This window comes from Streptosporangium amethystogenes, from assembly GCF_000721075.1.
Classification (GTDB): domain Bacteria; phylum Actinomycetota; class Actinomycetes; order Streptosporangiales; family Streptosporangiaceae; genus Streptosporangium; species Streptosporangium amethystogenes.
Genome location: NZ_JOEQ01000026.1, coordinates 1 through 24,780 on the forward strand (window position 1 = coordinate 1; position 24,780 = coordinate 24,780).

General features: G+C 71.4%; 20 protein-coding genes and 3 tRNA genes. 9 read left to right on the forward strand and 14 right to left on the reverse strand.

The annotated features are described in order from the left end of the window. Positions 1-164 precede the first annotated feature (164 nt). On the forward strand, positions 165-1,397 hold the full coding sequence (locus tag IG98_RS54655) for an SDR family NAD(P)-dependent oxidoreductase (RefSeq protein ID WP_030919848.1): 1,233 nt from the start codon (positions 165-167) through the stop codon (positions 1,395-1,397). Between the two features lie 1,003 nt (positions 1,398-2,400). Here the strand turns inward: IG98_RS54655 and IG98_RS50980 are convergent. Continuing rightward, positions 2,401-2,598 (reverse strand): hypothetical protein, encoded by a 198-nt coding sequence (locus IG98_RS50980; protein WP_157594602.1) that lies wholly within the window; start codon positions 2,596-2,598, stop codon positions 2,401-2,403. Between the two features lie 413 nt (positions 2,599-3,011). Between IG98_RS50980 and IG98_RS0130330 the strand changes: the two genes are divergently transcribed. Next, the gene (locus tag IG98_RS0130330) at positions 3,012-4,268 is read left to right on the forward strand and encodes an extracellular catalytic domain type 1 short-chain-length polyhydroxyalkanoate depolymerase (RefSeq protein ID WP_030919854.1); all 1,257 of its coding nucleotides are present in this window, start codon (positions 3,012-3,014) and stop codon (positions 4,266-4,268) included. Positions 4,269-4,482: 214 nt separating this feature from the next. Here IG98_RS0130330 and IG98_RS0130335 read toward each other — a convergent pair whose 3' ends face one another. Then, a complete protein-coding gene (locus tag IG98_RS0130335) occupies positions 4,483-5,433 on the reverse strand; it encodes an alpha/beta hydrolase (RefSeq protein WP_030919857.1) in 951 nt (316 codons plus the stop codon). A 290-nt stretch (positions 5,434-5,723) separates the two neighbouring features. Here IG98_RS0130335 and pcaF point away from each other — a divergent pair, with 290 nt between their 5' ends. Beyond that, positions 5,724-6,932: a 3-oxoadipyl-CoA thiolase gene (gene pcaF / locus IG98_RS0130345; protein ID WP_030919859.1), complete on the forward strand. Its 1,209-nt coding sequence runs from the start codon at positions 5,724-5,726 to the stop codon at positions 6,930-6,932. A gap of 107 nt (positions 6,933-7,039) precedes the next feature. On the opposite strand, the gene IG98_RS0130350 is transcribed toward pcaF, so the two are convergent. Beyond that, a complete protein-coding gene (locus tag IG98_RS0130350) occupies positions 7,040-7,252 on the reverse strand; it encodes a hypothetical protein (RefSeq protein ID WP_030919860.1) in 213 nt (70 codons plus the stop codon). Between the two features lie 294 nt (positions 7,253-7,546). Between IG98_RS0130350 and IG98_RS0130355 the strand changes: the two genes are divergently transcribed. Genes IG98_RS0130355 through IG98_RS0130365 form a run of 3 tightly spaced genes read left to right on the forward strand, consistent with a single transcriptional unit; the run spans position 7,547 to position 9,442 of the window. Continuing rightward, positions 7,547-8,122 carry a biotin transporter BioY gene (locus tag IG98_RS0130355; protein WP_030919863.1) on the forward strand — a complete coding sequence of 192 codons (576 nt, stop codon included), beginning with the start codon at positions 7,547-7,549 and terminating at the stop codon, positions 8,120-8,122. 43 nt (positions 8,123-8,165) lie between these two features. Beyond that, complete coding sequence (locus IG98_RS0130360; protein WP_030919865.1) at positions 8,166-8,840, forward strand: energy-coupling factor ABC transporter ATP-binding protein; 675 nt, start codon at positions 8,166-8,168, stop codon at positions 8,838-8,840. After that, on the forward strand, positions 8,840-9,442 hold the full coding sequence (locus IG98_RS0130365) for an energy-coupling factor transporter transmembrane component T family protein (RefSeq protein WP_030919867.1): 603 nt from the start codon (positions 8,840-8,842) through the stop codon (positions 9,440-9,442). The genes IG98_RS0130360 and IG98_RS0130365 overlap by 1 nt, the downstream gene beginning before the upstream one ends. 485 nt (positions 9,443-9,927) lie before the next feature. On the opposite strand, the gene IG98_RS0130375 is transcribed toward IG98_RS0130365, so the two are convergent. From IG98_RS0130375 to IG98_RS0130395, 5 genes are read right to left on the reverse strand one after another with little or no spacing between them, the layout of a single operon-like run. Further along, the gene (locus IG98_RS0130375; RefSeq protein ID WP_030919870.1) at positions 9,928-10,881 is read right to left on the reverse strand and encodes an LLM class flavin-dependent oxidoreductase; all 954 of its coding nucleotides are present in this window, start codon (positions 10,879-10,881) and stop codon (positions 9,928-9,930) included. Then, positions 10,878-12,176 carry a threonine synthase gene (locus IG98_RS0130380; RefSeq protein WP_084195766.1) on the reverse strand — a complete coding sequence of 433 codons (1,299 nt, stop codon included), beginning with the start codon at positions 12,174-12,176 and terminating at the stop codon, positions 10,878-10,880. The genes IG98_RS0130375 and IG98_RS0130380 overlap by 4 nt, the downstream gene beginning before the upstream one ends. Continuing rightward, entirely contained in the window at positions 12,173-13,360 is a 1,188-nt protein-coding gene (locus IG98_RS47510; protein ID WP_051753183.1) for a M24 family metallopeptidase, read from the reverse strand. The genes IG98_RS0130380 and IG98_RS47510 overlap by 4 nt, the downstream gene beginning before the upstream one ends. Next, positions 13,357-14,376: an LLM class flavin-dependent oxidoreductase gene (locus IG98_RS0130390; protein WP_030919876.1), complete on the reverse strand. Its 1,020-nt coding sequence runs from the start codon at positions 14,374-14,376 to the stop codon at positions 13,357-13,359. Before IG98_RS0130390 ends, IG98_RS47510 begins: the two co-directional genes overlap by 4 nt. Further along, positions 14,373-15,704 (reverse strand): purine-cytosine permease family protein, encoded by a 1,332-nt coding sequence (locus IG98_RS0130395; RefSeq protein ID WP_169750210.1) that lies wholly within the window; start codon positions 15,702-15,704, stop codon positions 14,373-14,375. Before IG98_RS0130395 ends, IG98_RS0130390 begins: the two co-directional genes overlap by 4 nt. A gap of 109 nt (positions 15,705-15,813) precedes the next feature. Between IG98_RS0130395 and IG98_RS0130400 the strand changes: the two genes are divergently transcribed. Continuing rightward, positions 15,814-17,028 carry a PucR family transcriptional regulator gene (locus IG98_RS0130400; protein ID WP_030919881.1) on the forward strand — a complete coding sequence of 405 codons (1,215 nt, stop codon included), beginning with the start codon at positions 15,814-15,816 and terminating at the stop codon, positions 17,026-17,028. An 88-nt stretch (positions 17,029-17,116) separates the two neighbouring features. Here the strand turns inward: IG98_RS0130400 and manA are convergent, their stop codons facing one another. After that, positions 17,117-18,220: a mannose-6-phosphate isomerase, class I gene (gene manA, locus IG98_RS0130405; RefSeq protein WP_211264171.1), complete on the reverse strand. Its 1,104-nt coding sequence runs from the start codon at positions 18,218-18,220 to the stop codon at positions 17,117-17,119. Positions 18,221-18,497: 277 nt separating this feature from the next. Then, the gene (locus IG98_RS0130415; RefSeq protein ID WP_051753184.1) at positions 18,498-19,205 is read right to left on the reverse strand and encodes a TetR/AcrR family transcriptional regulator; all 708 of its coding nucleotides are present in this window, start codon (positions 19,203-19,205) and stop codon (positions 18,498-18,500) included. A gap of 475 nt (positions 19,206-19,680) precedes the next feature. Here IG98_RS0130415 and IG98_RS0130420 point away from each other — a divergent pair, with 475 nt between their 5' ends. Beyond that, positions 19,681-21,219 carry an MFS transporter gene (locus IG98_RS0130420; protein ID WP_030919889.1) on the forward strand — a complete coding sequence of 513 codons (1,539 nt, stop codon included), beginning with the start codon at positions 19,681-19,683 and terminating at the stop codon, positions 21,217-21,219. A gap of 323 nt (positions 21,220-21,542) precedes the next feature. Here IG98_RS0130420 and IG98_RS0130425 read toward each other — a convergent pair. From IG98_RS0130425 to IG98_RS0130435, 3 genes are all read right to left on the reverse strand, one after another. Then, positions 21,543-21,617, reverse strand: a tRNA-Val gene (locus tag IG98_RS0130425). 14 nt (positions 21,618-21,631) lie between these two features. Further along, positions 21,632-21,702: transfer RNA gene (locus IG98_RS0130430), tRNA-Cys, on the reverse strand. 25 nt (positions 21,703-21,727) lie between these two features. Beyond that, a tRNA-Gly gene (locus tag IG98_RS0130435) sits at positions 21,728-21,799 on the reverse strand. 150 nt (positions 21,800-21,949) lie between these two features. Here IG98_RS0130435 and hutH point away from each other — a divergent pair. After that, the gene (hutH, locus tag IG98_RS0130440) at positions 21,950-23,497 is read left to right on the forward strand and encodes a histidine ammonia-lyase (protein WP_030919892.1); all 1,548 of its coding nucleotides are present in this window, start codon (positions 21,950-21,952) and stop codon (positions 23,495-23,497) included. On the opposite strand, the gene IG98_RS0130445 is transcribed toward hutH, so the two are convergent. Beyond that, the gene (locus tag IG98_RS0130445) at positions 23,494-24,750 is read right to left on the reverse strand and encodes an NAD(P)-binding domain-containing protein (protein WP_030919895.1); all 1,257 of its coding nucleotides are present in this window, start codon (positions 24,748-24,750) and stop codon (positions 23,494-23,496) included. The genes hutH and IG98_RS0130445 overlap by 4 nt on opposite strands. Between the last annotated feature and the right edge of the window lie 30 nt (positions 24,751-24,780).

Genomic DNA, 24,780 nt, shown 5'->3' on the forward strand with positions numbered 1-24,780 from the left:
TCGGCGGCGGAGTTGGAGGCGTTGGCCACCGCGGTGCTGGGGGCGGCCGGCTCGGCGGACTGGGTGGTGGCCTCGGGGAGTCTGCCGCCGCGGGTGCCGAGGGACCGGTCGCCCGGGTCGCCGCCCGGTTGGAGGCCGAAGGGCGCAGGACGACGCGGCTGAGGGTGAGCCACGCGTTCCACTCGCCGCTGATGGAGCCGATGCCGGCGGAGTACCGGCGGGTGGCCGAGGGCCTGGTCTTCGCGCCGCCGCGGATCCCGGTGGTCTCGAACGTGACCGGCGAACCGGCCGACCGCGTGATCGACCTGCCGGGGGCCGCCGTGTGGGGCCTGGTCCGTGCCGCGCAGGCGGAGGACCCCGGCCGGTTCGTGCTCGTCGACCTCGACGTGCCGGGGGAGCCGTCCAGGGCGCTGCTGTCGGCCGTGCTGGCCTGTGGTGAGCCGCAGGTCGCGGTGCGTGACGGGGTGCTGAGCGTGGCGCGCCTGGCGCCGGTGACGCCGGGCGAGGAGACCGTACGGCGATGGGACCCCGAGGGCACGGTGCTGATCACCGGTGGTACGGGCGGGCTCGGCGCCGAGGTGGCGCGGCATCTGGTGAGCGGGCACGGGGTACGGCATCTGCTGTTGGCCGGTCGCCGGGGGCCGGAGGCACCGGGCGCCCCCGAGCTACGGGCCGAGCTGGCCGCCTGCGGTGCCGAGGTCACCATCGCCAGGTGCGACGTGTCCGACCGGGACGCGCTCGCCGGCCTGCTGGCCGCCGTACCCGCCGAGCATCCGCTGACCGCGGTCGTCCACGCGGCGGGGATGCTGGACGACGCGACGATTCCCTCCCTGCGGCCTGAGCGGCTGGATGCCGTGCTGTTGCCCAAGGCAGGTGCTGCTTGGCATCTGCACGAGCTCACCTGGGGCATGGATCTCGCCGCGTTCGTGCTCTTCTCGTCGGTAGCCGGCCTGGCCGGGGGCGCGGGGCAGGGCAACTACGCCGCGGCCAACGCCTTCCTCGACGGTCTGGCCCACCATCGGCGGGCCACCGGGCTGCCCGCGATGTCGCTGCGCCGCGAGTTCACCACCGCGCGCTGGTGCGCCCGCGACGCCCTGGGCCACCTGGGGTACCCGCCGATGCCGGTGCTGCCGGGCGCGAAGGGCGCACCGGTCTGGCCCCCAGGGGTCGTCGGCAGTATCACCCACTGCGCCGGATACCGCGCCGCCGCCGTCGCCCGGTCCGGTGACGTCGCGACCCTGGGAATCGACGCCGAGCCGAACAAGCCGCTGCCCTCCGGCATCCTGGAGGTCATCACGGTTGACGAGGAACTGCGCCGGGTGACGGACCTGCTGCGGCGCGACCCGTCGGTGAGGTGGGACCGACTGCTGTTCAGCTGTTCGGCGAATAGTGCATAAGAAGCCGAACTCTTCGTGCGGTCACCGGCCTGGAGATCGATGAGGTGGCTTTCGTTGTCTTTCGGGGGTTCCGGTGGCGACGGCGAGACTTTCAACGGATACGCAGCCCAGATCTTTCTTGAAGGCTTCCGGACACGGCCTGCAAGGTGGAGTGCCGGCCTGCGTGTCCGTTGTTCGCCGCACCGTCGCCACTGGGCCCCGCTGGTAAGACTGCCTCGGCCGAATTCCAGCCACAACACCTTTTGATCCTGGCTAAAAAGGGTCGGCCGCCCTTGTTCGAACGGGGCCGGTGGGGCGAAGGTCCATTGGTGTGGTGCGTATGCACTTCTCCGACGCCGGCCTTCGCCGGATCACGTTCACCCGGCTCGGCCTCCGATGCGGTGGGACGGACACCGGCGGTAGCGGCTGCGCCAACGCCCTGGCCGAGACCGCGATCGGGTGTGCGAGACCGAACCGATCCACCGAAGAGGCCGGTGGAAAGGGCGGGACCGCCAGGGTGATGTGCCCGTCCTGTGGGGGAAGCTCAGAAGCCCCGCCGCGTGTCGAGTACGCCCTGACGATCCGCTGACCGGCGAGTTTGAGATCTCGGCGGTGGCGGAGAAGGCGTAACGAGCGCCGGCAGCATGAAGGTCAGCCGAAACCACAGGGCCGTTTCGGATGAAACTGGCATATTACGGAATGAATCAGTGGCATGAATTGGCTGGTAAAAATCTGATATCCAGTTACAAAATGCGCCTCTTGATGTGAAAGTCGACAGGAGTGAAAGGGCGTGGTACGGGCGGTTACATCCGACCTGGACCAGCTCCTGGTCGCGGCGCAGGCGTGAGCGTCGGCCACGCCGCCGCCGGCGGTGTCCGGCCTGGCCGACGCGCACTGCTGGTCGGCGGGACGAAGGCGCTGCGGCTGGTGTGGCGTTCCGCGCAGGGCCAGACGCTGGGCTTCTCGGCGATCGCCGTGGCAGGCGGAGTCATCCCGATCGTGGCGGCGTGGTCAACAAAGATCATTACTCGACCGCCTGGTCGCGTCGGCGCTCATCTCCGGCGGCGGGCTGATCTGGATCCTGGTGGTCGCGGGCCGGCAGGGGTTCACCGTCGGCGACGTGTCCATCTTCGTCGCGGCGACGGCCGGTGTGCAGAGCGCGCTGGGCGGCCTGGTTCACACCACCGCCATGACTCATCGGCAACTGCTGCTTTTCGAGCACTACGTCGCGATCGTCGGGGCCTGCCCGGATCTCCCGGAGCCGGCGTCGGCTGTCGGCTCCGCCCGGGAGCGCCCGGCGCGTGGCCCGGGGCCGCGGGCACCGACCAGCCGATGCGCCCCCACCGCATCTCGACCTCGAAGCCCGCGTCGTCGGGGAGTGGGATCCGCATGCCGTTGAACCACGAGTCCCCGGTCTCCACGAGTGGCGTCGTGTCCGAAGCGATCAGTGATCGTATCTGGCGCACGGTCTCAGCACGGCTCCGCCGTGCTCTGGCTGCCAATCTGATACGGATCCTTCCGAAACTTTCATCCCCCTAATTATGCATTTCCAGGTCAGCCTAATGTGATCTTCCCGGCTCTTGATGGTTGAAATATTTCTGTGATGCTCAGAAGGTTTCGACAAGAGGAGAGCAGATGAAACGACTCCTGGGCATCGTGGCGGCGTTGCTCGTCGCCGTCGGCCTGATGGCGGCGCCGCCCGCCGGGGCCGCCTCGCTCGTCGAGGTGACAGGCTTCGGCACGAACCCGACCAACCTCCGCATGCACCTGTACGTCCCGAACAACGTCGCCGCGCGTCCCGCGATCCTGGTGGCCGTGCACTACTGCACCGGGTCGGGTCCGGCGTTCTACTCCGGCACCGAGTTCGCGTCGCTGGCCGACCGGTACGGCTTCATCGTCATCTACCCGTCGGCCACCCGCAGTGGCTCCTGCTTCGACGTCTACTCACCCGGAGCCCTCACCCACAACGGCAACAGCGACCCCGTCGGCATCGTGTCGATGGTCAACTACGTGACGTCCCGCTACAACGCCGACACCGGCCGGGTGTTCGTCACGGGCGCCTCCTCCGGCGGCATGATGACCAACGTCCTGCTGGGCGACTACCCCGACGTGTTCAAGGCCGGGGCGGCGTTCATGGGCGTGCCGTTCGGCTGCTTCGCCACCACCGACGGCTCGACGTGGAACAGTGCCTGCGCCAACGGGCAGGTGACGAAGACGCCGCAGCAGTGGGGAGACCTCGTCCGCGGCGCCTATCCGGGCTACACGGGGGCGCGCCCGAGGATGCAGGTCTGGCACGGCACCGAGGACACGACGCTGCGCTACCCGAACTTCACCGAGGAGATCAAGCAGTGGACCAATGTCCACGGCCTCTCCCAGACCCCCACCTCCACCGACAGTCCCCAGCCGACCTGGACCCGCACCCGGTACGGTTCCGCCGTCGAGGCCATCAGCCTCCAGGGCGTGGGGCACAACCTGCCGCTGGGCGGCCAGGCCGCGATGGTCATCTCGTTCTTCGGCCTGGACGGCACGACCCCGACTCCGACCCCCACCCCGACGCCGACCCCCACCCCGGGAACCGCGCCCTGCCGGGTCGCCTACACCACCAACGCGTGGAACACCGGCCTCACGGCCTCGGTGACCGTCACCAACACCGGCACCTCCGCGATCAACGGCTGGACCCTGGCCTTCACGCTTCCTTCGGGCCAGACCGTCACCTCGGCGTGGAACGCCACGATCACGCCCGCGAGCGGTGCCGTGACCGCGAGGAACATGAGCTACAACGCGGCCATCCCGGCGGGTGGTTCGACCTCGTTCGGCTTCCAGGCCGGTCACGCCGGCAACACCGGTGTACCGGCATCGTTCACCCTCAACGGCACGAACTGCACCACCTGATATCCGGCGGGCTGATCGGCACAGCGCTTTCCCACCGGGCACCGCCGTCGGCGAACGCCCGGTGAACGGCCTGGATAGGTTGTCGCGGTACTCCGCGAGGTTCCACGGCCCGTCGCGACGTCCGCGCGCCGCGGAACATCCCCGTTCCGGTCGCGTCGGCTGAGGCGGGCACGTCCCGGCGCCGTGAACGGTCCACGGCGCCGGGGCGTCCCCCTCAACCGAGAGCGCGCCTGAGGGCGTCGATCCGCCCGGCCCAGATTCGCCTGGAGAGCTCCGCCTCCGGCGCGAACGTCTCCGAGGCGTGGTAACTGCCCGGACTGACGCGCAACTCGGTCGGGATGCCCGCCTGCATGAGCCGCTGCGCGAACGCGATGTCCTCGTCCCGGAACAGGTCGACGGTGCCGACGTCGATGAAGGCAGGGGGGAGACCGGACAGGTCCTCGGCGCGCGCCGGGGCCGCGTACCGGTCGGCCTCCTTGCCCCCGAGGTACCAGTCCCAGGCTTCGACGTTGCCCGCGCGGTCCCAGATCCCGATGTCGGTGATCTCGTGGCTCGACGGCGTCTCGTTCCGGTCGTCGAGCATCGGGTAGATCGGCATCATGAACGAAAGGGCCGGGCCGCCGCGGTCCCGCGCCAGGAGAGCCGTGCCGACGGTCAGCCCGCCACCGGCGCTGGCACCGTAGATCGCCAGGCGTTCCGGGGCGATGCCCAGCTCGTCGGCGTTCTTCGCCGTCCACACCAGGCCCGCGTAGCAGTCCTCGACCGGGGCGGGATGGGGGTGCTCCGGGGCGAGGCGGTACTCGACGGAGACCACGACGGCCCCGACCTGGTCACAGATCATCGTCGCGGCGGCGTCCTCGCCCGCGACGTTGCCGAGGATCATGCCGCCACCGTGGATGTAGTAGACGCCGGGCAGCGTGCCGGACGCGTTGACCGGCCGGTAGATCCGTACGGTGATGTCAGGCTCCCCGTCGGGGCCGGGGACGGTCCGGTCCTCCTTGGTGACGTTGGGGTTCTCGGGCACTTCGAGGGCGCCCATCATGCCTTCGACGGCGGCTCGGCGCTGGACGATGTCGGGGATGGTGTTGAAGCCGCCGGGCAACATCCCGAGCAGCCCGTCCAGGGGAACACGGGATTCGGGGTCGATCAGGTCACGACGGGACATTGGACCTCCAACAGGTCATGTTTCTGCCGGATGTGAATGTAGAACGGCCGGGACTCGGTGTCATCGCCGCGCTCGGTGTGCCCGCTCGGCCGAGGCCGATGAGCGGCTAGGCGCGGGCCGAGTGAATCGATCACGGGGTGCCTGAGTATCTTGGCAAGGCCAGGCGCTACCGGCACAGGGCGCGCGGAATCGATCCGGAAGGAACAGCCGATGGCCGATCTTCACAAGGCCGACGTGTCGCCGCTCACCACCAAGGGTGCGGGCCGGGCGTACTCTTCCGGAGACCCCGCATGAGCGTCACCCGCACCGCCTATCTCGTCTCCGGGGTCCGCACCCCTGTCGGCAGGTACGCCGGCGCCCTCGCCGAGGTACGCCCCGACGACCTCGCGGCCCACGTCGTCCGCGAGCTGACCGCCCGGTACGGCGGTGTCGACTGGGAGGCGACCGACGAGGTCGTGCTCGGCTGCGCCAACCAGGCGGGGGAGGACAACCGCAACGTCGCCCGGATGGCCGCCCTGCTGGCCGGCCTGCCGGTGGTCGTGCCCGGGGTGACGGTGAACCGGCTCTGCGGGTCCGGCCTCGACGCCGTGGCCTACGGAGCCCGCGCCATCGTCGCGGGCGACGCCGACCTCGTCATCGCGGGCGGCGTGGAGAGCATGAGCCGGGCGCCGTTCGTGCAGCCGAAGGCGGCCACCGCCTTCGGCCGTACCGCGGAGATCCACGACACGACGATCGGCTGGCGCTTCGTCAACCCCGAGATGCAGCGGACGTACGGCACGGACGCCATGCCGCGCACCGCGCAGAACGTCGCAGACGACCACGGCATCAGCCGTGAGGACCAGGACGCCTTCGCGCTGCGCTCCCAGGAACGGGCGGCGAAGGCACAGGCGAGCGGCCGCCTGGGGCGCGAGATCGTCCCCGTGCCGGTGCCCCGGCGCAAGGGCGACCCCACGATCGTCGCCGACGACGAGCATCCCCGCGAGACCTCGCTGGAGCGGCTCGCCGCGCTGCGGCCCCTCTTCGAGGGAGGCTCCGTCACCGCGGGCAACTCCTCGGGGGTCAACGACGGCGCCGCGGCCCTGCTCCTGGCCTCGGAGCAGGCGGTGTCACGCTACGGCCTGGAACCTCTGGCGCGGATCGTCGCGACGACGAGCGTCGGCGTCGAGCCGCGGGTCATGGGCATCGGCCCGGTACCCGCGGTGCGGCGGCTCACCGAGCGGACCGGCGTCGGCCTGGACCGGGTCGGGACCATCGAACTCAACGAGGCCTTCGCCGCCCAGTCCCTGGCGGTGCTGCGCCTGCTCGGACTGCCCGACGACGCCGAACACGTCAACCCGCACGGAGGCGCGATCGCGCTCGGCCACCCGCTCGGCATGAGCGGCGCCCGCCTGGCGCTGAGCGCCGCGATGACCATGGCCGACGAGGGACACGAGCACGCCGTCGCCACGATGTGCGTCGGCGTGGGACAGGGGATCGCGACCCTTCTCGCGCGCCCGTGACGCGCGGTGGCCGCCGGATCGGACGTCGTGTCCTGACCCGGCGGTCAGTCGGGTCCCGGGTCCTTCACTCCTGGCAGCCGGCCGGCAGGCGGGCTGCCGGGGAGGCGTCACGCGTAGAGGAACCAGAGGCCGTTCTGGGGGGTGCAGGTGTAGGAGGTCCACCAGCCCTCCTGGATGCCGAGGTTCCCGACCCGGTGGCAGTCCCAGTCGTAGTAGTAGACGTTCCTGAGTGTTGCGGCCTGCGCGGGCAGCACACCAACGGACAATGCCAGGCCGGTGGCCAGGAAGAGCGAAACGAGTAAGGCTCGCACTCTGCGCATCAATTCTCCTGCGGCACGAACGAAGTGTGGTTCCGGGAAAACGCGCGGGCGCTTCCCGGCACCGGAAGTATCACATCGGCGGCCGTCCGAAGATAGGCGGCGAACAGCGCCGACTTCCGGCATGGGGATGACCTGCCAAAGCTGCGAAAAGGCGGGCGGCGAGCCTGAAACATTCATTCCTCCCGCCATGGCGAACGGCCGATGGGACGTGTCCTCCCGATGGGAAGAGGCGCCATGACCGGCCGGGGAGGGACCGTTGTATCTGCTGGATTACCAGCGGATATTGTGTCTTCTGTGTCAGAACCCCGCTCCCCCCTGCCCGCTGTCGATCTTGCCCGTACGGTCGTCTTCGCCGCCTTCATCGCGGTGCTCGGGATCTTTCCCGGAATCTACGTCGGCGGTTCGAGCGTCCCCATCGTGATCCAGAACGCCGGGCCGTTGCTGGCCGGCAGCATCCTGGGCGCACGCCGTGGCGCCGCCTCCGTCGTGCTGTTCCTCGGGCTGGTCGCGATCGGCCTGCCGCTGCTCTCCGGCGGGCGGGGTGGTATCGCCTCGTTCTCCGTGCCGAGCAGTGGATTCCTGATCGGCTGGGTCCTGTCGGCGCTGGTCGCCGGTCTGATCGTGTCGCGCGCCAGGCGCGTCGGGCTGCCGGTGCTGCTGCTGGCCAACGCGGCAGGGCTGGTCGCCGACTACCTGATCGGCATTCCGTTCCTCGGCGTGTACATCGGGGACCTGCCGGCGGCCGCGCTGCAGTCGCTGATCTTCGTGCCGGGTGACGCGGTCAAGGTGGTGGCCGCCTCGCTGATCGCCGCCGTGGTGCATCGCGCGCTGCCGGACCTGTCGGCGAGACCGGCGACGCGGACCGGATGATGTTCACGACCCCCCGCTCCCGGACAAGGTGGAAGACGGCTCCGTGATCGAGTTCGAGGACGTCGGGCACAGCTATGGCGAGCGGGTCGTGCTGTCCGAGGTGAACCTCCGCCTGTCCGAGCGGCGGGTGGCCTTCGTCGGCGCGAACGGTTCGGGAAAGTCCACCCTGGCCCGCATGATCAACGGCCTGGTGCTGCCGAGCACGGGCCGGGTGCTGGTTGACGGGCTGGACCCGAGCCGCAAGGGCCGGGAGGTACGGCGGCGCGTCGGGTTCGTCTTCACCAATCCGGACAGCCAGATCGTGATGCCGACCGCGGGCGAGGACGTCGCCTTCTCCCTGCGGCGCAGCGGGCTCTCCGCCGGGGAGCGTGCCGCGCGAGCGGCCGAGATCCTGACCGAACACGGGCTCGGTGGCTACGCGGACCATCCCGCGCACCAGCTCTCCGGCGGACAGAAGCAGCTGCTCGCGCTGTGCGGGATGCTCGTGCTCGACCCTGACGTGCTCGTCTGTGACGAGCCGACGACGCTGCTCGACCTGCGGAACAAGAGGCAGTTCTGCACCCTGCTCGCGGGGCTGAGACAGCGGGTGGTGCTGGTTACCCATGATCTTGACCTGCTCGGCGACTTCGACCGGGTGATCGTGCTCGACGGGGGCCGCGTGGTGGCCGACGACGAGCCGGAACCCGCGCTGCGCCACTACCGGAAGCTCGTCGGCTGATGTTGGGTGGATGGTACGAACCGGGATCGAGTCCGCTGCACCGGACACCGGCCGGCTGGAAGCTCCTCGCCCTGCTCGGGCTCGCGGCGGTGGTGTTCGTGCTGCGCTCTCCCGGGTGGCTCGGCGGGATCTGCGCCGCGGTGGTCCTGGGGTACGCGCTGGCACGGATCTCGCCTAGGAGCTGCCTGCGGGTCGCCCGCACGCTCGGAGTGCTGGTGGCGTTCATGTTCGCGCTGCAGTGGTGGCTGCTCGGCCTGGACGCGGCCGTGCTGGTATGCCTGCGGATCGTGGCCGCGCTGACCGCGGCGAACCTGTTCACGATCACCACCAGGGTCGACGACGTGGTGTCCGCCGTCGAGCGCGGGCTGCGGCCGCTGCGGCGGTTCGGAGTGCGTCCGGACCGGCTCGGTCTGCTCGTCGGGCTCACCCTGCAGTCGGTGACCGTACTGTCCAAGATCGCCGCTGAGGTGCGCGAGGCGGCGAAGGCCCGCGGGGCGCAGCGCTCGGTCATCGCGTTCGCGGTGCCGTTTCTGATCCGTACCCTGCGTCACGCCGACGAACTGGGCGAGGCCCTCGCCGCGCGCGGCGAGGGCGACCGCTGAGCCGGCGTCATCCGCTCACCGGGTCGTCCATCCGGTACGCCAGGTTGCGGATCAGCAGGGTGTCAAGATGGTCCAGGTCGGCTTCGAGTAGCTTGCCGATCTGGGCGAGCCGGTTTCACGACCAGGCGCCGATGGTGTGGATCCGGAGCGCGGCACGGGCCGGATTCTGCCGGCGACCCTCCGGTTGGAGAAGGGCCGGTGGTTCGTGTCGTTCACCTGCGAGATCGACCACGCCGAAAGCGCCCCCGGTCCAGGCTCCCCCCGTTGGAGCCGGGACCGGGGTGCTCAGCCGGTCACCAGGTGCTCGGCCTCATGGTGCAGTACCTCGACCAGGATCAGCTCCAGATGGAGGTCCTGGTCCGCGACCATCTCGGATGGTGTCATCGAATAACCTCCAGCCTCGCTGGCGGGGACGCTTCGCACACCGTGCGGGTTATCCGTCATAGCGGGCCGGTATGGACGGTGAGCGCCCGTCGCCAGGCGGATCAGCGGCCGGTGGCGAGGGCGGCCGCGTGCATGAGCCGTCCCGGATCGGTGTCGGGGTCGTCGCGGACGACCGCCACGTCCAGGCCGGCGGCGGCCAGGCGGCCGAGTGACGCGGCGGCGTCGGCGGCCGTCCCGGCGGCGGCGAACAGGTCGAGCAGCGCGTCGTCGACGAGGTCGGTGCGCGGAGCGTCGGAAAGCCACCCCTCGCGGAACGCGGCGCACAACCCCGCGTCGAGCCCCGCGGTTCTGGTGATCTCGTGGTCGCCGTGCACGCCGAGGTAGGTCGCCACCATGGGGCGCAGCCGGTCGCGGGCCGCGCACGCGTCCTCGCCCACCGACAGCCCGACGTAGGCGGCCAGCTCCATCCCGGCTCCGACGCGCTCGCGGACCGAGGAGACGTAGGGCGCGGAGGAGAGGATGGACAGCAGCAGGCCGTCCGCCCGCTCGGCGGCCAAGGCCAGCGCCCGCGGACCCTTGACCCCCAGCACGATCGGCAGGGTGCGGCGTGGCGGGGTGAAGGACAGCCCGGCCGACACGCGGAAGTGCTCGCCCCGGTGGTCGACGCGCTCGCCGGTCATCATCGCCCTGACGATGTCGACCGCCTCGGCCAGGCGACCGATCGGCCGGTCGAAGGGGATGCCGAGCTGGTCGGTCATCCAGCGGGAGTTGCTCGCACCGAGGCCGAGGATCGCGCGCCCGCCGCTGATCTCCTCCAGGGCGGCGAGCTCCATGGCGATCAGCGCCGGATGGCGGGTCCAGGGGTTGACCACCCCGATGCCCACCCGGATCCGCCCGGTGACCGCGGCGATCGCGCCGGCCAGCGCGAAGGCGCCGCGCTCGCAGTAGTCCTCGGTGATCCACACGGTGTCGAACCCGGCATCCTCGGCGAGTCTGGCGACCGCGACGGCGGAGGCGGCGTCGCGGTGCCCGGAGATGGAGAACGCGAGTCTCATCGGTCGTCCTCCGGGCCGAGGTCGCCGCTCCGCCGGCCGAGTGCGGCGAGTCCCCGGTCGAGTGCGGCGGGCGTGGGTTCCACGACGGGCACCGGCGGCAGGGTGGCGGCGGTGGCTCCGATGTCCTTCAGGCCGGTGGAGGTGCCGACCACGACCACCGTGGCGTCGGCGGGCAGCGCGCCCGACCCGGCCAGGTCCTCCACCGCGACCAGCGCGGTGACGGACGAGGCCTCCAGGTACAGGCCGGCCTCCCGGCCGAGCCTGCCCTGCGCGTCGAGGATGCGCGCGTCGTCGGGGACGGACACCGCCCGCCCGCCGGTCGCCCGCAGCGCGGCCAGGCCCTGGAAGGTCCCGTACGGCGAGGCGATGGAGAACGCGACCGACGGAGTGATCGGCACCGGTCCCGCGGTGTCCGTGCCGGCGGCCAGGGCGGTGCCGTGCGGGCCGAACGGCTCGGCCGCGACGAGGACCGGCATCCGGTCGGCCAGCCCCGACTCCACGAGGTCGGCGAAGCCGCGCCGGATCCCGGCCAGCCCGTCGGCGTAGGCGACGGGCACGACCACGTGGTCGGGGGTCCGGCCGAGGTCGGCGACGATCTCGTAGGCGATCGTCTTGTAGCCGTCGATGCCGTAGGGGATGGACCCCACCGGCGGGTCGGCGTGCCCGGACATCGCCAGCCAGCCGCGCTCCTCGACGAGCCGCCGCATCAGACGCCACCGATCCCGGGGGTTTTCCAGGGCGACGACGCGAGCACCGTACACCTGCATCAGGGTCTTCATCGTGGCCGGTACCGACGCCACGGTCAGCACCACGCAGGGCAGCCCCGCGCGCGCCGCGTAGGCGGCGACCGCCGCCCCGTGGTTACCGGTGCTCGCCACGACCACCGCGGGGGCGCCCAGTTCCACGGCCTTGGTGACCGCCACGGCGGCCAGCCGGTCCTTGTAGGACCAGGTCGGGTTGCGGGTCTCGTCCTTGACGAGGACCGCGCCGAGCCCGAGGCGCTCGGCGGTGCGGGGGAGCGGCACCAGCGGAGTGCCGCCCTCGCCCAGGCTCACCGCCGGTGTGGCACCGTCCAGCGGCAGCAGCGCGCGGTGGCGGAACAGCCCTGGCTGGGCGGGGTCACAGGGCAGGCCGCGCAAGCCGCCGAGGTCGTAGACCGGGAGCACGTTGGCGGGCGCCCCCTCCTTCTCGCAGGCCGGGCAGCCACGCCCGACGAGCTCCAGTGAAGGGTCGGGGTAGGTCGCCGAGCACCGCTGGCAGGCCAGCCGGCCAAGGTAGCGGGAGGCCGGGGTCATGCCGGCACCACCGTCAGCTCCCTCGGCGAGCGGGTGAACAGCTCCGCTCCGTCGCCGGTCACCACCAGGGTGTCCTCCACCATCATCCCGCCCCATCCGAGGTTGTAGTACGGCGTCTCGAAGCAGAATGTCATGCCCGCCTCCAGTGCCGTCTCCACGCCGGGGGAGACGATGGGCGGTTCGTAGACGGCGAGGCCGATGCCGTGCCCGCAGTGCTGGCGCCGGTAGGGCGTGACCCCCTCCCGCCGCACCGTCCGCATCGCGACGTCGAAGACCTCCGAGGCGGTCACGCCGGGACGGGTCAGGGCGACCTGCTCGTCCAGGCCGGCGAGGATCGCCGCGTAGTGGCCGGCCTGGCGCGCGTCGGGCGCGCCGAGCACCGCGGTGCGTCCGATGTCGGACCAGTAGCCGGCGTACAGGCAGCCGATGTCGAAGCGGACCAGTTCGCCGGGGCGCCAGCGCCGGTCGGTCGGGTGGGCGTCGGCCAGGGCGGAGCGCGGGCCGGTGGTCGCCACCACGAAGCGGGGCTCGGCGCCCCCGGCGACCATCGTGGCGGCCACCGCCTGGGCGAGCGCGTGCTCGGTCACCCCCTCCACGGCGATCTCCAGAGCGGCGTGCACTCCGGCCTCGGCGAGCCGGGCGGCGTGGCGCAGCAGCGCCACCTCGCCGGGGAGCTTCACCGCGCGGACCCGGCTCGCCCAGCCGGTGGCGTCGGCCGCGCCGGGATCGCCCGCGGCCTCGCGCAGGGCCTCCTCGCCGTCGAGCCCCTCGACGCCGTAACGGAGCCCCGTCCCGGCGGCGCGGGTCGCGGTGGCGAGCGCCGCGTACAGGTCGGGGTGCCGGTCGGCGGCACCGGTGAGGGGTGTGGGGCCGGACGACTCGAAGTAGAACCGGCCGAACGGCACCACCCGGTCCTCCGGCACGCCGCCGTCCACCGCGGGGGCGGTGTCGGCGGCCGGGCATACCAGCCAGCAGTCGTCGCCGGTCACCACGGCCGCCATCCGGTGGGCGCGAAACAGCGCCCCGGCCACGCTGCGGTAGCCGGTGGCGTACAGGACGCTCTCCGGAGTGGTGAGGACGACGGCGTCGAACGGAGCCCCGGCCAGGGCCTCACGCAGCCGGGCGACCCGCTCCGACGCCAGCCGGCGCAGGTCGACGTCCGGGGCGGGGGGAGGGGCGCTCATGGCCGCCCTCCCGCCTGCTTGGCGATGACGGTCTCGCTGAACTCGTGCATGGCGTCGAGCGTCTCCGGCACGGTGTCGGCCGCGAACAGCAGCCCGGCGAGGGTGTCGACGCCGACCTCCCGGTAGGCGGCGATCTGCTCGGCCACGCTGTCCGGAGTACCGATGAGATTGCGGCTCGCCAGGTCGGAGACGCCCTGGTCCTTCAGTGTCGTGCCGGACAGCGAGACCATGTGGTTGTGGAGCTGGGAGGCGCGGAATCTGCGCCAGGCCTCCTCATGGGTGGGCGCCACGCAGACCGCCACCTGCAGCGCGACCTCGAACCCGCCGGGCAGCTCGCGGCCCGCGGCCGCCGCCTGCGCCCTGATGTCGGCGATGCCCGCGGCCACCTCGCCGGGGGTGAGGCAGGCGGGCAGCCATCCGCCGGCGTGCAGCGCCGCGCGGGTACGGGAGCCCGGTGCGTTGCCGCCGGACAGGATCGGCAGCACGGGCTGTGCCGGCTTGGGATAGGACTCCACGTCCTCGAACTCGACCCAGCGCCCCTTGAAGGAGGCTCGCCGCTCGGTGAACAACGCGTTGAGCGCCTGGATGGCCTCGGCCGCGTGCTCGCCCCTGTTGATGCGCCGCCCGGGGTTCATCGCCTCGAACTCCTCGCGGTAGGCGCCGATGCCCACGCCCAGCACGGCCCTGCCTCCGGACAGCCGGTCGAGGGTGGCGACCTGCTTGGCGGCCACCACCGGGTTGCGGAACGGCAGCACCATGATCGCCGTGGCCAGCCGGATCCGGCTGGTGAGCGCCGCGACGTAGCTCAGATAGGCGAACGGGTCGTAGTAGCGGGGCGGGGTGTCGAACTCCTCGCGCACGTAGCCCTGCGTGGTCACGTGGTCGTTGCCCCAGACCGAGTCGAATCCCAGCCGCTCGGCCTGGACGGCCAGCTCGACCGCCTCGGCGGCGTCGGCGTAGGGGACGGGATACATCAGCCCCTCCGTGCCCGTGGGCACCCCCAGACCGAATCTCATCGAACATCTCCTTCCCGTGCGTCGGCCGTGACCGGGACAGGGGCGTTCCGCCTGAGAGCGGTCACCGCCCAGCCCAGTACGGCATAGCAGACGAACCCGTAGACCAACCCTTCGATCGCGTCGGTCAGCAGGACGTCGGTGTACTTCGCCAGCAGCGCCGCCACGACCCAGGCCACGAGGGCCTCGGCCCGCACGGCCGGTGCCGACTCCAGCAGCTGGTCGCCCGTGCGGTGACGGGCCAGGATCCAGAAGTGCGCGATGAGCACGCCGGCGAACGGCGGTGCGATGATCCCGATGACGTTCAGGAAGACGAGGAACTGGGCGGCCAGACCGGCGAAGGCGACCAGGACCGCGATGACGATCGAGATGATCGTCCAGGCGGGTTTGCCGACCCGCAGCCCCAGGGTGTTGGAGGCGTTGGTGAAGGCGAGCGAGGCCGAGTAGAGGTTGTTGTCGGCGGTGTTCCACAGGGCCAGCACCAGCATCACCGCGGCCGGGGCCAGCAGGCCCAGTCCCTGCATGACCAGCACGAAGTTGCTGTTGCCCACGGACATGGCCGAGACGGTGGCGATGATCTCGAAGACGCCCGCGCCCACGACGAATCCGGCGAAGCAGGAGATGATCACGTCGCGGCCGCGGGAGGCGAAACGCGTCACGTCCCCGACGAGCGCGGCACCGGTGATCCACGTCGAGATGACGGCGCCGACCGCGACGGCGAATCCGATGGGCACCGCGGGCTGCTGGGCGGCCACCTCGGCGAACCCGCCGTCCCCGCCGCCGATCTTGAAGAGCGCCAGCAGCGCGATCGCGACCTCGATGGGCACCGCGATCGCGGAGAACTTCGCCAGCCCTTTGAACCCGAAGATGGCCGTCGTGGTGATGGCGGCGCCGAACACCAGGATGAAGGCCCATGGCGGGATCGCCGGAATCAGCTTGTGCACCGCCCCGCTCCAGGTGTCCATCAGCACCCCGATGAACCCCATGGCGATCACACCGAGCAGCAGCGAGACCACGACCGCGCCCTGGCGGCCGAAGACGACCCTGGCGGCGAGGTAGCTGGACAGGCCGGTCCGATAGCCGACCAGCCCGATCAGCGCGGACACGGCCACCAGAACCAGGTTGCCGACGAGGATCGCCGCCATTCCCTCGCCGAAGGTGGTCCCGCCGCCCACGACACCGCCGACGAGGAAGCTGCTGACGCTGATGTTCCAGCCGATCTGGACAATGATCATTTGGATCAGGGACTTACGCCGGTGCGCGGGCACAGGTTCCAGCGCGTGGTCGTCAAGGTCGGTGGAGATCGACTCCGACTCCACTTTTGTACTCATAGCGCCCTCCTTGACTGGGGCTGTGCCCTGGGATAGTCCATAGTCCATTAAGGGGCGTATGCCCAACTACGTGGCTCTGCCGGAAGATGGAGAGATCGCTTTTGTGGACATGACACAAAAGGCTCGCGGCCTCCTCGCGCAGGTCGAGGAGATCGCGGCCACTCTGGTCGGTACCGTCTGGGAGCGCCTGCCCGGATATGACCAGGCGCGGATGGAGGTCGAGGACCTCACCGAGGTGGTCGCGCCCAACCTCACCGCCGTGCTCTCGGCGGTGGCCGAGCGGCGGGCCCTCACCGAGGCCGAACTGCTGTCCGCGGCGGCGCTCGGTCAGCGGCGGGCCATCCAGGGCGTGCCGATCGAGAGCCTGGTCGCCTCCTGGCACACCGCCGAGCGGGCGTTGCTGGAGCGGCTTGCCGCCGCGGCCGGGCCGTCGGCCAGGGGCCACGATCTCGCCGGGCTCGTGCAACGGCTGGCCGCGCTGACCGATTCCATGATCGACGCCTCGACCGACGCCTACCGCCAGACCCGCAGCGAGGCCGCCGCCCATCTCGACCAGATCGCCACCGACCTGGTGTCCCGGCTCGCCGGCGGGGAACCGCTCGATCCCGCCGACGTCGAGGAGCGCGCCCGGCTCGTCGGAGTGCCCGCCCAGGTGCCGCACCGCGCCGCCGCGATCGGCATGGTCGAGGTGACCAGCCCCCTCGCGCTCGCCAGGGCGCAGAAGGCGGTGCTCGACTCGCTGCGCCCCCGGCTGCGCAGCCGCGTCCTCGTCGGGAGCAAGGGAGCCACCACGCTGCTGCTGCTCGCCGACGCGCCCGGCCTCGACGAGGCGCTGACCCGCGCCGCCCGCCGGCCGGGCATCCCGCCGGGCCTCGTCCTGGGCCTCGGTGAGCCGCGGCCCAGGCTCGGAGAGGCGGGTGGGTCGTGCCGGGAGGCACTGGCCGCCCTGGAGGCCGGGCTGCGGATGGGGGCCGACCGCGTGGTGATCCACTTCGAGCGTGTCATTCCCGAGGTGCTTCTCATCGGCAACCCCCTCGACGCCGGCCGTCTGGTGGACACGGTGCTGACCCCGCTGAGACCCAGCCCGGTGCTCATCGAGACCCTGCGGACCTACCTCGCCTGCGGCCTGTCGGTACGGCTGACCGCGCAGCACCTGTCGATCCACGAGAACACCGTCAGCTACCGCCTGCGCCGCATCCTCCGGCTGCTGGATTTAGACGCCCCCTCCCGGCTGCTGCGCCCCGATGTCCTCCTCGCGCTGCGGGCCGACGAGCTCGGCCAGGGCCGGCAGGAGGCGCGCCTCAACGACCGCGGCCCGGAGTGACCGGCCCAGGCCTGCCCGGGGACGGGAGACGATGGCGTGCGCCGTGCCTCCTCGGCCCCGGCCTACGGCGGCCGCGGTGGTGGGCGGGTCAGTCGAGGCCCGGCTCGGCCCAGAAGATCGTTCCGGGGCCGCGCAGCTCAACCGCGCCGTGGGCGGCGGGGACGAAGACGGACTCGCCCGGCTGCAGCACCTGCCCGCCGACCTCGGCCTCGCCCTCGGTGCACACCAGGATGCGTGGTACTCCGCCCTCCAGGGTGAGCCCGGAGCCCGGAACGGCCGTGCCGAGGCGGAACTCCGGGGCGGGAGTGCGGTAGAGGTTGCCGACCGGCTCGACCGGCAGGGGTGAGATCGAGGGGTCGGTGACGCGCAGCAGCTCGTCGACGTCCATCGGCTTGCTGGTCAGCCCCGCGCGGAGCACGTTGTCGGAGCTGCCCATGATCTCCACACCGAAACCGCTCAGGTAGCAGTGCAGGACTCCCGCGCCCAGGAACAGCGCCTCACCGGGCCGCAGCTCGTGGCGGCGCAGGAAGAGCGGGGCGAGGCAGGCCGGGTCTTCCGGATGGATGCCGGTCAGGCGTACCACCAGTTCGTCGTCGGGGCCGCCCGAGGCCGACGCGGCACGCGCGATCGCGGCCGCCAGGTCCGCCCTGTCATCCTTCGGCCACTCCACCAGCGCGCGGAGCGCGGCGGAGGCGTCGCCGGCGGCCAGCGGCGCCACGACGGGCTCCAGTTCCGGGATGCCCAGCCCGCCGATGAGCGCCGCGGCCTCCGCGGGCGGACGGAACCCGGCCAGCGCGGTGAACGGGGTCAGCGCGCAGATCAGCTCGGGCTTGGGGAACGGGTCGACGTAGACGCCCCTGGCGTAGCCCTCCTCCGCCTGCCGCCGCGACGGATGAACCTGCAGTGACAGCGGCAGGTCTACGGCGATCAGCTTCAGCAGGTACGGCAACCGCGAGCCGAACCGCTCAACGGTCCTCTCCCCGAGCTCGGCCACCGGGTCGGCGGCCACCGTCTCGGCGAGGGAGTGCCACGTCCCCCGCCGCAGCACCGACGAGGAGCCGGACGGGTGGGTGCCGAACCACATCTCCGCCTCGGGCCGCTCCGCGGGGGAGGGGCGCCCGGCCAGCGTGGCGATGGCCGTGCGCGAGCCCCAGTCGTAGTTCTTCACGGGATTGCGCAACAGGCTCGTCACGACGTCTTCACCGTCTCCGGAAGGGAGGAACGCCGCGACGCGGGGATCTCGCCCGGCCCGGTCTGGTCGGCCGCCGCGCGGGCGGCGGGGATGAGGGGGCCGTTCATGATCCTCCGTGTCCGTGAGTCCGAGCAGGAAACGAATGAATGCCACAGAACGCCGATGCTACGCGTCTTCGGTGTCTCCCGGCCGCCAATGCACGGCCAAGACCGGGTGAACAAGTCCGTCGACCGCGGGGTCTCACCGCCCGGGGCACCGCACCGCCACGCGACGGTCCTTACCGTGCCGGACCGCGGGCCGAATCCGGCTCCGCCTCGTACGCGGTCCCTTTCTCCCGGCCTTCCACCAGGACGGCGAGACCGTCGAGGAGACGCCGCAGGCCGAACTCGAACCACTCGTCGATGTCGATCACGTCCCCCCGCTCCGCGTGGAGTCTGGACAGTATCGGGAACCGCCCGGACTCCAGGATCTCCAGGAGCGCCGGCGTCCTCGACACACGCCACTGCCCGGCCGTGACCCCGGTGCGACGCTCGGCCTCCACTTCGTTCACCAGCAGCAGGGCCGCGCCCTGCACCTGCGCGCTCACCGTCATGGCCACCCAGTGCGTTGTCGTCGGGTCGAGGCCGAGGCCGTCCATGGCGCGCATCGCCCACTCGACGTCGGCCAGCACGTTCGGCCCGATCGGCGGCCGGGGGGTGGCGATGACCCGCAGTACCCAGGGGTGCCTGGAGTACATGCGCCACTCCCGCCTCGCCGCGGCCTCCAGCCCTGTGCGCCAGCCACCGGGAGCGGAGCCCGGATGCGGGTCCTCGCCGAAGACGGCCTCGACCATCAACTCGACGAGCGCGTCCTTGCCCGGCACGTAGCGGTACAGCGACATCGCACCGGTGCTCAACTCGGTCGCGACGCGGCGCATCGACAGCGCGTCCAGCCCCTCGGCGTCGGCGATCCGGACCGCGGTGCGCACGATCCGCTCGGTGCTCAAGCCGGCTGGGGGCTCGTGCCGTCCCGCCGGATCACCGGTGCTCGGCGGGGGCGTGGGGAGAACGGTCCGCGGCTCGGGCTCGGCGAGGCGCGCGGTTCGTCCGGCGGTGCGGATCCGGTAGGCCCGTGCCTGACAGGCACGGGAGCAGTACCGCGGGCGTCGCCCCCGGGGCGCGGCGTCCAACGGCTTTCCACATTGCGCACACGTCAACATGCGTCCTCGTCCAATTCCGGCACGCCCACTGGTGTGACGAAATTCTAACACGCGTTTTTTGTGACGTAATGAAAGGTAGCGATGTGACGTTATGGCGAGTGAGATATGCCGCCACCTGGCTGGACTGCCTTGTTTTGAAGATATTTCCGCACGTTAGTGCATGCCGCCTTGGCCTGGATAGCAACCCTTGCATGCGTCCAAAAATTTTGCGTACGATGTATACGCATATTTGGCGTACAGGGTATCCAAGGAGGTTTCGGCAATGGTGCGAACGGTGGCCACGGCAGGGCGGAGGGAATGGCTCGGACTCGCGGTGCTCGTCCTGCCCGTCCTGCTCGTCTCGGTGACCGTGACGGTGCTCTACTTCGCGCTGCCCTTCCTGAGCGCGGACCTCATGCCGACCGGCTCCCAGCTGCTGTGGATCGTCGACATCTACGCCTTCCTGCTGGCCGGTCTGCTGATCACGATGGGTGCCCTGGGGGACAGGATCGGCCGCCGGAAGCTGCTGCTGATCGGAGCCGCCGCGTTCGGTATCACGTCGGTCATCGCCGCGTACGCTCCCAACGCCGAGTCGCTCATCGCGGCCCGCGCCCTGCAGGGCGCTGCGGCGGCGAGCCTGATGCCGCCCACCCTCGCGCTGATCCGGGACATGTTCCGCGATCCGCGGCAGCGCCGGATGGCCGTCGCGGTATGGGCCGCCGGCTTCGCCGGGGGCAGCGTGCTGGGGCCGATCGTGGGAGGCCGGCTGCTGGAGCACCTCTGGTGGGGGTCGGTGTTCCTGATCAACGTGCCGATCATGGTCCTGCTGCTGGCGCTGGGGCCGATCGTGCTCCCCGAGTACCGTGATCCGCGCCCCTGGAGGTTCGACCTGCTCAGTGCCGCGCTCTCACTGGGGGCCGTGCTGCCGACGGTCTACGGGATCAAGCAGTTCGCCGTCGACGGCCCCGGCCTCCAGGCGCTGCTCGGCGTCGTCGCCGGGTCGGTGTTCTGCGTCGCCTTTCTGCACAGGCAGCGGACGCTGCCCACCCCGATGCTCGACCTGAGGCTGTTCGCCGGCCGGTGCTTCACCGTGTCCCTGATCGCGAGCACGCTCGCGGTCTTCGCCCTGGTGGGGCTGTTCTACTTCGTCGCGCAGTACCTGCAGATGGTGCTCGGGCTACGGCCGTTCGTCGCGGGGCTGCTGACCCTGCCCGCGGCCGGAACCGCCCTCGCCGGCTCGATGCTGGCCGCCGTGATCGCGCAGCGGGTACGCCCGGGACACATCATGGGCGGCGGCATGATGCTCGTCGCCGGAGGCTTCCTGGTGATGAGCGGGATCGAGGTGGACTCCGAGCGGTGGCCCTTCATCGGCGGCCTGCTCCTGCTGGGGACGGGGATCGGAGCGGTGCAGGCGACGGCCTCCGACATGATCGTCGCTGTCGCCCCGCCGGAGCGCGCGGGCTCGGCGTCCGCGATCATGGAAGCCGCCACCGAGCTGGGCGGTGCGCTCGGCGTCGCGATCCTGGGCAGCATCGGCCTGGCCGTCTACGGCGAGAGGCTCACCGCGACGGGTCCCGCGCTGCCCCCCGAGTACGCCGAGGCGGCGCGCGAGACCCTGGGCGGCGCCGTCGGGGTGGCCGCGCGGATACCGGGAGAGGCGGGAGCGGCCCTGCTCGACGTCGCCCGCTCGGCCTTCACCGACGGCATGCACCTGGCCGCCCTCCTCGGGGCCGCCTGCACGGCGCTGACGGCGCTGCTGACCGTGGTCCTGCTCCGGCCGGTGCGCGTGGACACCTCGACGGCGGACGGCGGCGCCGAGTGACCGCTCACCGCGGGCGACGGGTGAAGAGAGCGGCCCTTTCCGCGACGAACTCCCGCACGAAGCCCGCCGGACGCTTCCAGCCCGGAGACATTCTCACCGTGATGACGAAGGCGTGAGGCTGGCCGGCTGATTTACGAGACCAAGCCGGGGCCCTGGCGGGTCAAGGGCGTCAGGTGAGGTCATCGAGCGTCAGCGCAACGTCGGCACCGGTGCTGATAGCAACCCGGAACAACCGACATCACCCAGAGAAGCCAGAAGGCCGCCAAGGCCCCTGAACCAGGGCTTTGACGGCCATTTGACCTGCTCATGGCGGCCATGAGCGGTGGTGGACGATACAGGGATTGAACCTGTGACCTCTTCCGTGTCAGGGAAGCGCTCTCCCGCTGAGCTAATCGTCCTCGCTGTGAACCAGAGGTGGAGACGGGATTTGAACCCGTGTACACGGCTTTGCAGGCCGTTGCCTCGCCTCTCGGCCACTCCACCGAGTGGGGGACCGGAGTCCCTTCCGAGCGGAAGACGGGATTCGAACCCGCGACCCTCACCTTGGCAAGGTGATGCTCTACCACTGAGCCACTTCCGCGTGTCTCCGGGGCCTGCCCGGACTCACTGCGAGAACTCTAGCGAATACCCGGCCGCTCCCCAAACCGAGCGCTACCGGTATCGTGAGATGTAAGGAGCCAGTAATGGGTTCACCAGTTACCGGGTTCAACCTACGCGAGAGAGTGACAGCATGCGCGACAACGAGGTCGTGAACGTCGGGCCGGAGCCGCTGAGCTTCGAGCAGGTCGTCGAGGTCGCCAGGTACGGTGCCCCCGTGCGCCTCACCGACGACGCCGTGGCCGCCATGGCCGCGGCCCGCACACGCGTGGACGAACTGGCCGAGAGCCCCACTCCCGCCTATGGCGTCTCGACCGGGTTCGGAGCCCTGGCCACCCGGCACATCGACCCGGCGCTCCGCGCGCAGTTGCAGCGATCCCTCGTCCGTTCGCACGCCGCCGGGTCCGGCCCCGAGGTCGAGGTCGAGGTGACCCGCGCGATGATGCTGCTGCGCCTGCACACCCTGGCCACCGGCCACACCGGCGTACGCCCGAAGACGGCCAAGGTGCTGGAGAGCCTGCTCAACGCTCGGATCACCCCCGTCGTGCACGAGTACGGCAGCCTCGGCTGCTCAGGCGACCTCGCGCCGCTTTCCCACGTGGCCCTCACGATCATGGGGGAGGGGGTCGTCCGGGACGCCGCCGGAGAGCGGGCCGACGCCGCGGAGGCGCTCAAGCAGGCGGGCATCGAGCCCGTCGAACTGGTGGCCAAGGAGGGGCTCGCGCTCGTCAACGGCACCGACGGCATGCTCGGCATGCTCATCCTGGCCATGGACGACCTCGCCCGCCTGTTCAGGACCGCCGACATCGGCGCGGCCATGAGCGTGGAGGCGCTGCTGGGCACCGACCGCGTCTTCGCCGCCGACCTGCAGGCCCTGCGCCCGCACCCCGGGCAGGCGGCCAGCGCCGCCAACCTCAGGGCGCTGCTCGCGGGCTCGCAGATCATGGACTCCCACCGGGACGGCACCTGCACCCGCGTCCAGGACGCCTACTCCCTGCGGTGCGCCCCGCAGGTCGCCGGTGCCGCCCGTGACACCCTGGCGCACGCCGCCTCGGTCGCCGGACGGGAGCTCGCCTCGGCGATCGACAACCCGGTGGTCCTGGCAGACGGCCGGGTGGAGTCCAACGGAAACTTCCACGGTGCCCCCGTCGGCTACGTGCTCGACTTCCTCGCCATCGCGGCCGCGGACATGGCGAGCATCTCCGAACGCCGCACCGACCGCATGCTGGACGTGGCACGCAACCACGGCCTACCGGCCTTCCTCGCCGACGATCCCGGTGTCGACTCCGGTCACATGATCGCCCAGTACACCCAGGCGGCGGTGGTCTCCGAGCTCAAGCGCCTGGCCGTACCCGCGAGTGTCGACTCGATCCCGAGTTCCGCCATGCAGGAGGACCACGTCTCCATGGGCTGGTCGGCCGCGCGCAAGCTGCGCCGCTCGGTGGACGGCCTCACCCGGGTGCTCGCGGTGGAGATCCTCACCGCCGCGCGGGCCCTGGACCTGCGTGCCCCGCTGCGGCCCGCCCCGGCGACCGGAGCCGTGGTGGCCGCCCTGCGCCAGGCCGTTCCCGGCCCGGGACCCGACCGCTTCCTGGCACCGGAGATCGAGACGGTGGTCGGGCTCGTCGCGGCCAACGCGGTCGTCGCCGCCGCCGAGACGGTCACCGGCCCCCTGGCCTAGTACCGCCCCGCCGGGACGGCGGCGATCACGTCCACCTCGATGAGCAGCCCCGGCGAGAACAGCCGCGACACCTCCACCGTCGTACTGGCCGGGGGTTCGCCGGTGATGTGGCGCCCGCGCACGGCCGCGTACTCCGGCAGCAGCGACATGTCGGTCAGGAAGGTACGGATGTGGGTCACGTCGTCGAACGTGCAGCCCTGGTCGGCGAGGATGCGGGACAGCTGGTCCATCACGTACTCGGACTGGCGGGTCATGTCCCCCTCGCCGACCACCTTCCCCTCCCCGTCCAGGGCCACCTGCCCGGAGACGAACAGCAGGTCCCCCGCCCTGGTGGCATGGGAGTAACGCCCGTTGGTGGCGGGGACCGTGGCCGGGTTGATCCTCTCCACGCCGGTACGGCCCCGCTGATCGATCCGCTCCGTGTCCCGGGCCGCCCCCGCGGGACCGGTCGCTGTGAGGTGCGTGAAGATCGCCGTCAGGTCCGCGTCGCCCAGTCCGGCCTCCGTCGCGCCGGCCAGTCGCCTCCCGGCCGCGGCGGCGAGGGTCCGGGTGTCGTGCGCGGCCAGCGCCATGTCCTTGGCGGCCAGGCCGAGGGCGTAGCGCGTCTCGTCCGGGCCGTTCTCGACGGCCGGGCGGACCCGTTCGACGAGCGCTCCCAGCGGTGTGCCGCCGAGCACGTCCAGGAGCGTCCCGGTGTCCACCCCGGTCGCCTCCGCGCAGGCGACGGTCTCGGCGAGCAGCACCTGGGCGGGCACCAGCGCGCTCATCACGGCCAGCTTCATCGCCGCGCCCGCGCCCGGGCCGCCCACCTCGCGTACCCGGCCGAACACCTCCAGCGTCTTCCGGCAGCGGGCCAGGTCCTGGGGGAGCCCGCCGGCCAGGATCGTCAGCGTGCCGTCCCCGGCGGGCCCCACGCTGCCCAGGACCGGCGCGTCGACCAGCCCCACCCCGGGGGGAAGCAGGTCGCGGAGCCCGGCCACCGCCTCGGGCCCGATCGTGGACATCTCCACGACCACGGTTCCGGCCCGCAGCCCCGGCGCCGCGTCCGAGAGCACCCGCCACACCGCCGCCGGGTCGCCGAGCATCGTGATCACTAGTTCCGCACCCGCCACGGCCGACGCCGGTGAGGTCGCCACGGTGGCCCCCTCGACCACGCGGGGGGTGCGGTTCCACACCGTCACCTCGTACCCGGCCGCCACCAGCCGCCGGGCCATCGGGGCGCCCATGCGCCCCAGACCAAGAAAGGAAATCATGCGTTTCACGGTAGGGAGTCGATGAGGCAT

Excerpts from the sequence above, each read along its gene's own strand:
- IG98_RS0130330 (WP_030919854.1), top strand. The coding sequence starts at position 3,012 with ATGAAACGACTCCTGGGCATCGTGGCGGCGTTGCTCGTCGCCGTCGGC.
- IG98_RS0130400 (WP_030919881.1), top strand. The coding sequence starts at position 15,814 with ATGACACAAAAGGCTCGCGGCCTCCTCGCGCAGGTCGAGGAGATCGCG.
- IG98_RS0130335 (WP_030919857.1), bottom strand. The coding sequence starts at position 5,433 with ATGTCCCGTCGTGACCTGATCGACCCCGAATCCCGTGTTCCCCTGGAC.
- IG98_RS0130445 (WP_030919895.1), bottom strand. The coding sequence starts at position 24,750 with ATGATTTCCTTTCTTGGTCTGGGGCGCATGGGCGCCCCGATGGCCCGG.
- IG98_RS0130375 (WP_030919870.1), bottom strand. The coding sequence starts at position 10,881 with ATGAGACTCGCGTTCTCCATCTCCGGGCACCGCGACGCCGCCTCCGCC.
- IG98_RS47510 (WP_051753183.1), bottom strand. The coding sequence starts at position 13,360 with ATGAGCGCCCCTCCCCCCGCCCCGGACGTCGACCTGCGCCGGCTGGCG.
- IG98_RS0130390 (WP_030919876.1), bottom strand. The coding sequence starts at position 14,376 with ATGAGATTCGGTCTGGGGGTGCCCACGGGCACGGAGGGGCTGATGTAT.
- IG98_RS0130350 (WP_030919860.1), bottom strand. The coding sequence starts at position 7,252 with ATGCGCAGAGTGCGAGCCTTACTCGTTTCGCTCTTCCTGGCCACCGGC.
- IG98_RS0130365 (WP_030919867.1), top strand. The coding sequence starts at position 8,840 with ATGTTGGGTGGATGGTACGAACCGGGATCGAGTCCGCTGCACCGGACA.
- IG98_RS0130380 (WP_084195766.1), bottom strand. The coding sequence starts at position 12,176 with ATGACCCCGGCCTCCCGCTACCTTGGCCGGCTGGCCTGCCAGCGGTGC.
- pcaF (WP_030919859.1), top strand. The coding sequence starts at position 5,724 with ATGAGCGTCACCCGCACCGCCTATCTCGTCTCCGGGGTCCGCACCCCT.
- hutH (WP_030919892.1), top strand. The coding sequence starts at position 21,950 with ATGCGCGACAACGAGGTCGTGAACGTCGGGCCGGAGCCGCTGAGCTTC.
- IG98_RS0130395 (WP_169750210.1), bottom strand. The coding sequence starts at position 15,704 with ATGAGTACAAAAGTGGAGTCGGAGTCGATCTCCACCGACCTTGACGAC.
- IG98_RS0130420 (WP_030919889.1), top strand. The coding sequence starts at position 19,681 with ATGGTGCGAACGGTGGCCACGGCAGGGCGGAGGGAATGGCTCGGACTC.